General features: G+C 73.8%; 4 protein-coding genes. 3 read left to right on the top strand and 1 reads right to left on the bottom strand.

The genetic code is table 11. From position 1 onward, the window contains the following. Positions 1-47: 47 nt before the first annotated feature. Entirely contained in the window at positions 48-1,958 is a 1,911-nt protein-coding gene (locus GTW43_RS19900; RefSeq protein ID WP_161303368.1) for an ABC transporter ATP-binding protein, read from the bottom strand. 197 nt (positions 1,959-2,155) lie between these two features. Here GTW43_RS19900 and GTW43_RS19895 point away from each other — a divergent pair, with 197 nt between their 5' ends. The 3 genes from GTW43_RS19895 to GTW43_RS19885 all read left to right on the top strand — a co-directional run. Further along, positions 2,156-4,429, top strand: coding sequence for a glycoside hydrolase family 3 N-terminal domain-containing protein (locus GTW43_RS19895; protein WP_161303367.1), 2,274 nt, complete (start codon positions 2,156-2,158; stop codon positions 4,427-4,429). 64 nt (positions 4,430-4,493) lie between these two features. Further along, on the top strand, positions 4,494-5,285 hold the full coding sequence (locus GTW43_RS19890; RefSeq protein ID WP_343246064.1) for a crotonase/enoyl-CoA hydratase family protein: 792 nt from the start codon (positions 4,494-4,496) through the stop codon (positions 5,283-5,285). A gap of 109 nt (positions 5,286-5,394) precedes the next feature. Next, the coding region (locus tag GTW43_RS19885; RefSeq protein ID WP_161303366.1) for an SAM-dependent methyltransferase at positions 5,395-5,729 on the top strand (335 nt) is incomplete at its 3' end.

Genomic DNA, 5,729 nt, shown 5'->3' with positions numbered 1-5,729 from the left:
GCCGCCCGCACCCTGAGCCCGGTCGGCGGGACGTCCCCCGGCGGGGATCAGACGGCGCCCGCAGCCTCCTCCAGGGGCGGAGCCTGGTCCCCGGCGGCGAACTGGGTCCGGTACAGGTCGGCGTAGCGGCCGTCGACGGCGAGGAGTTCGGCGTGGGTGCCGCGCTCGACGATGCGGCCGTCCTCGACGACGAGGATCTGGTCGGCGGAGCGGATCGTGGAGAGCCGGTGGGCGATGACGATCGCGGTGCGTCCCTCGAGCGCCTCGGCGAGCGCCTCCTGGACGGCGGCCTCGGAGGTGTTGTCCAGGTGGGCCGTGGCCTCGTCGAGGATGACGACGCGCTGGCGGGCGAGCAGCAGCCGGGCGATCGTCATGCGCTGGCGCTCGCCGCCGGAGAGCCGGTAGCCGCGCTCGCCGACGACGGTGTCGAGGCCGTCCGGCAGGGAGTCGACGAGCGTCTCGAGCCGGGCCCGGCGCAGCACGTCCCACAGCTCGTCCTCGGTGGCGTCGGGGCGGGCGAGCAGCAGGTTGGCGCGGACGCTGTCGTGGAAGAGGTGACCGTCCTGGGTGACCATGCCGAGCGTGTCCCGCAGCGAGGACGCGGTCAGGTCCCGTACGTCGACGCCGCCGATGCGGACGGCGCCGGAGTCGGTGTCGTAGAGGCGGGGCAGCAGCTGGGCGACGGTGGACTTGCCGGCCCCGGACGAGCCGACGAGGGCGACGGTCCGACCGGGTTCGGCCCGGAAGGAGACGCCGTGCAGGACCTCGGCGCCGCCGCGGGTGTCGAGCGACGCGACCTCTTCGAGGGAGGCGAGCGAGACCTTGTCGGCGGACGGGTAGCCGAAGCGGACCTCGTCGAACTCGACGGCGACCGGCCCCTCGGGCACCGCCCGCGCGTCCGGCTTCTCGGCGATGAGCGGTTCCAGGTCGAGCACCTCGAAGACCCGCTCGAAGCTGACGAGCGCGCTCATGACCTCGACGCGGGCGCCGGCCAGCGAGGTGAGCGGCGCGTAGAGGCGGGTGAGCAGCAGGGCGAGGGAGACGACCGCGCCCGCCTCCAGGGTGCCGTCCAGGGCGAAGTACCCGCCGAGGCCGTAGACGAGGGCGAGGGCGAGCGCCGAGACGAGGGTGAGCGCGGTGATGAACGCGGACTGCGCCATGGCGGTGCGTACGCCGATGTCGCGCACCCGGCGGGCCCGTTCGGCGAACTCGGCCGACTCGTCCGAGGGTCGGCCGAAGAGCTTGATGAGGGTGGCGCCCGGCGCGGAGAACCGCTCGGTCATGCGGGTACCCATGGCGGCGTTGTGAGCGGCGGCCTCGCGCTGGAGGCGGGCCATGCGGGTGCCCATGCGCCGAGCGGGCAGCACGAAGACCGGCAGCAGGAGCAGGGCGAGGAGGGTGATCTGCCAGGAGAGCGTGAGCATGACGGCGAGGGTCAGAAGCAGTGTCACGACGTTGCCGACGACGCCGGACAGGGTGTTGCTGAAGGCCCGCTGGGCGCCGATGACGTCGTTGTTGAGCCGGCTGACCAGGGCCCCGGTGCGGGTCCGGGTGAAGAACGCGACGGGCATCCGCTGCACGTGGTCGAAGACGGCGGTGCGCAGGTCGAGGATGAGGCCCTCGCCGAGGTTCGCGGACAGCCACCGCGCGAGGAGTCCGATGCCGGCCTCGGCGAGCGCGATCACGGCGATGAGCAGGGCCAGCCGGATCACGTGCCCCTGGTCGTGCCCCTGGACGATGCCGTCGACGACGTCGCCTGCGAGCACCGGTGTGGCCACGGCGAGCAGGGCGGTGAGGATGCTGAGCACGACGAACTGGGCGATGCGCCGCTTGTGCGGCCGGGCGAAGGCGGCGATCCGGCGCAGGGTCGCACGGGCGAAGGGGCGGCCGTTCGGCCCGCCGTTCTGGGCGTTCATGACGCTGTGCAGCTGCGTCCAGGCTGTGGTCTCCATGCTCATGCCGACGACGCTACGACCTCAACCAATGTTGAGGTCAACAGGTCAGGAACGCGCCGCGGCTCCCGGCGACGACCTGCCCTCGCCCGGCGGGGCTCCCTTGACCCCGAGGTGTCCGAAACATAACTTCGCACCGGATTGGCCCCCTTACGCCAGGCAACCACCACCGGTGAGCACCACGAGAGCGACGGGAAGACCACATGCCCCAGCTGGGAAGGCGGGCACTGCTGTCCGCCATCGGCGTCACCGCGGCGGCCGGGGCGGTCGTCAGCGCCCCCGCCGCGCGCGCGTCCGTCGCGGGCCGCGCCCGCCGAGGACCGTACGACGACCGGGTCCGCGCGCTGCTGCGCCGGATGACGTTCGCGGAGAAGCTCGGGCAGTTGCAGCAGCTGCCGTGGTCGTGGGAGCTCAACCCGGGCTCGGGCGAGACGGAGGAGGTGGAGGACGCGGCGCGCACCGGCCGGCTCGGCTCGGTGCTCAGCATCCTCGGGGCCCGGCGCACGAACGCGCTGCAGCGGATCGCGGTCGAGGAGTCCCGGCTGGGGATCCCGCTGCTGTTCGGCCTCGACGTGATCCACGGACTCTGGACGACGTTCCCGATCCCGCTCGCCCAGGCGGCGAGCTTCGATCCGGAGGTGGCCCGCACGGACGCCGAGGTGTCGGCGCGGGAGGCCCGGTCGAGCGGGGTGCACTGGGTGTTCTCTCCCATGATGGACGTCACGCACGAACCGCGCTGGGGCCGCATCGCCGAGAGCAGCGGCGAGGACCCGCACCTCACGTCCCGGTTCGCCGCCGCCAAGGTGCGCGGTTACCAGGGGGACGGCTACCGGGACGGGCGCACCGTCGCCGCGTGCGCCAAGCACTTCGTCGCGTACGGCGGCGCCGAGGGCGGGCGCGACTACAACACGGTCGACGTGTCCGAGTCCCGGCTGCGCAATCTCTATCTGCCCCCGTTCAAGGCCGCGCTGGACGCAGGGGTCGCGACCGTCATGGCGTCGTTCAACACGATCAGCGGGGTCCCTGCGCACGGCAACACGCACACGCTCACCGACATCCTCAAGCAGGAGTGGGGCTTCGACGGGACGGTCGTGAGCGACTGGGCCGGGGTCGAGGAGCTGATCGCGCACGGCTTCGCCGAGGACGGCGCGGACGCGGCCCGTCTCGCGCTGAACGCGGGCGTGGACATGGAGATGACCAGCACGCACCTGCGCTCCGAGGGCACGGCGCTGCTGCACGCCGGACGGATCACGCGCCGCCGTGTCGACGACGCCGTGACGCGCGTGCTGCGGCTGAAGTTCGCGCTCGGCCTGTTCGAGGAGCCGTACGTCGAGGAGGGGGCGGAGATCTCCGCGCCCGCACCCGCCGCGCGCCGGGCCGCGCGCACGGCGGCCGCCCGTTCCATGGTGCTGCTGAAGAACGAGGGCGGCGTGCTGCCGCTGAGCCGGGCGGCCGGCACGCTGGCGCTGGTCGGCCCGTTCGCCGACTCGGCCGATCTGCTGGGGACCTGGGCGGTGCCCGCCGCCGCGGAGCGTTTCCCGTCGGCGAAGGTCCTGGATGCGGTGCGCGCGGCCGCGCCGGACGCGAAGGTCACGTACGTGCGCGGGGTCGCCCCCGACGGATCGGACACGTCGGGGGTCGCGGAGGCGGTCGCCGCGGCGCGCGCCGCGGACGTGACGGTGGTGGTCGTCGGCGAGCCTGCCGCGCTGAGCGGGGAGGCGGCGGCGCGCAGCGAGCTCGGACTGCCGGGCGCACAGGAGGAGTTGATCGCGGCGGTCGCGCGCACCGGGAAGCCGTTCGTGGTGGTCCTGGTGAACGGGCGGCCGCTGACCGTCGGCGGCTGGCTGGACTCCGCACCGGCCGTCCTGGAGGCCTGGCACCCCGGACTCGAAGCGGGCCCGGCGATCGCCGACGTGCTGTTCGGCGCGGTGAACCCGGGCGGCAAGCTGCCGGTGTCCTTCCCGCGCAGCGTGGGACAGCTCCCGGTGCACTACAACCACGAGTCGACGGGCCGTCCGGCCGACCCGGACAACGCGTTCACGTCGAAGTACCTGGACCTGCCGTCCTCCCCGCAGTTCCCCTTCGGGTTCGGGCTGAGCTACACGTCGTTCGCGCTGGGCACGCCCGAGCTGAGCCACGGATCCGTGCGGGCGGCGGCGCTGCGCGACGGCGCCCGTGTCCAGGTGTCGGTGAGCGTGCGCAACACGGGTGGGCGCACGGGCGACGAGGTCGTGCAGCTGTACGTGCGCGACCGGGCCGCGAGCATCGTCCAGCCGGTGCGCCGGCTCGTCGCGTTCGAACGGGTCACGCTGGAGCCCGGGCAGGAGCGCACCGTCCGGCTCGGCTTCGGAGCGGCGGAACTGGGCTTCTGGACCGACGACCCCGACGGCACCTTCCTGCTGGAGGAGGGTACGTTCGACCTCTACACCGGGACCAGCTCGGCCGGGAAGGACGCCCTGGCGTTCCGGGTCGTCTAGGGCGAGACAGCCAGGGCGTGTTCGGGCCGGTCCGGTGTCGTGTCCGCCCCAGGAGAGGATTCCCGTGCCGGTCCGGACGTCCCCGCCGTCCGTGCGCGTCGAACGCGCCGGTCCCGTCACCACCGTCGTCCTGTCCCGGCCCGCCGCGCGCAACGCCGTGGACGGGCCCACCGCACGGGAACTCGCCGCCGCCTTCCGGGCGTTCGAGGCCGACGACGACGCGCGGGTCGCCGTGCTGTGGGGCGAGGGCGGGACGTTCTGCGCAGGCGCGGACCTCAAGGCCGTCGGCACGCAGGACGGCAACAGGGTCGCGGAGGACGGGGACGGGCCGATGGGGCCCACCCGGCTGCGCCTGACGAAGCCGGTGATCGCCGCGGTCGCCGGGCACGCCGTGGCGGGCGGCCTGGAGCTGGCGCTGTGGTGCGATCTGCGGGTCGCCGAGGAGGACGCCGTGTTCGGGGTGTTCTGCCGGCGCTGGGGGGTGCCGCTGATCGACGGGGGCACGGTACGGCTGCCCCGGATCGTCGGCGAGGGCCGGGCGCTCGACCTGATCCTGACGGGCCGCCCGGTACCGGCGTCGGAGGCACACGCCATGGGGCTGGTCAACCGGCTGGTGCCGCCCGGCCGCGCCCGCGCCGCGGCCGAGGAACTCGCGGCGCAGATCGCACGGTTCCCCCAGGCGTGCCTGCGCAGCGACCTGGCGTCCGTGCGGTCGTCGGCCGGGGTCCCGGAGGACGAGGCGATGCTCACCGAGGTGCGGCTCGGCACGGGGGTGCTGCGGGAGGGCGTCGAAGGCGCGGGCCGGTTCGTGGCGGGCGAGGGCCGGCACGGGTCCTTCGCCGCTCCGGAGTCCTGACCCCGGGGGTGGGGCCCGTCGTCCTTCCCGATCACGCCCCGCGCGTCACATGCCTGCGGCAAGATGGCCGGACGGACCGCGAACGCCTCCGCCCCACAAGGGAGTTGACATGACCCGACCGTCCCCCGCCGACCGCGGGATCGACACCGGCAGACCGCACCCGGCCCGGGTGTACGACTGGTTCCTCGGCGGCAAGGACAACTACCCGGTGGACGAGGAGCTCGGGCGCCAGATCACCGCGATGGAGCCCACGGCGCCGTACGGGGCCCGGCACAACCGCTGGTTCATGCAGCGCGCGACGCGGCTGCTCGCCGCCCGCGTGGGCATCCGTCAGTTCCTCGACATCGGCACCGGGATACCGACCGAGCCGAACCTGCACCGCGTGGCGCAGACCGCGCTGCCCGACGCGAGCGTCGTCTACGTGGACAACGACCCGATCGTGCT

This window comes from Streptomyces sp. SID5785 (assembly GCF_009870065.1).
Taxonomy (GTDB): Bacteria; Actinomycetota; Actinomycetes; order Streptomycetales; family Streptomycetaceae; genus Streptomyces.
This window is presented reverse-complemented; position numbering and strand designations above follow the sequence as displayed.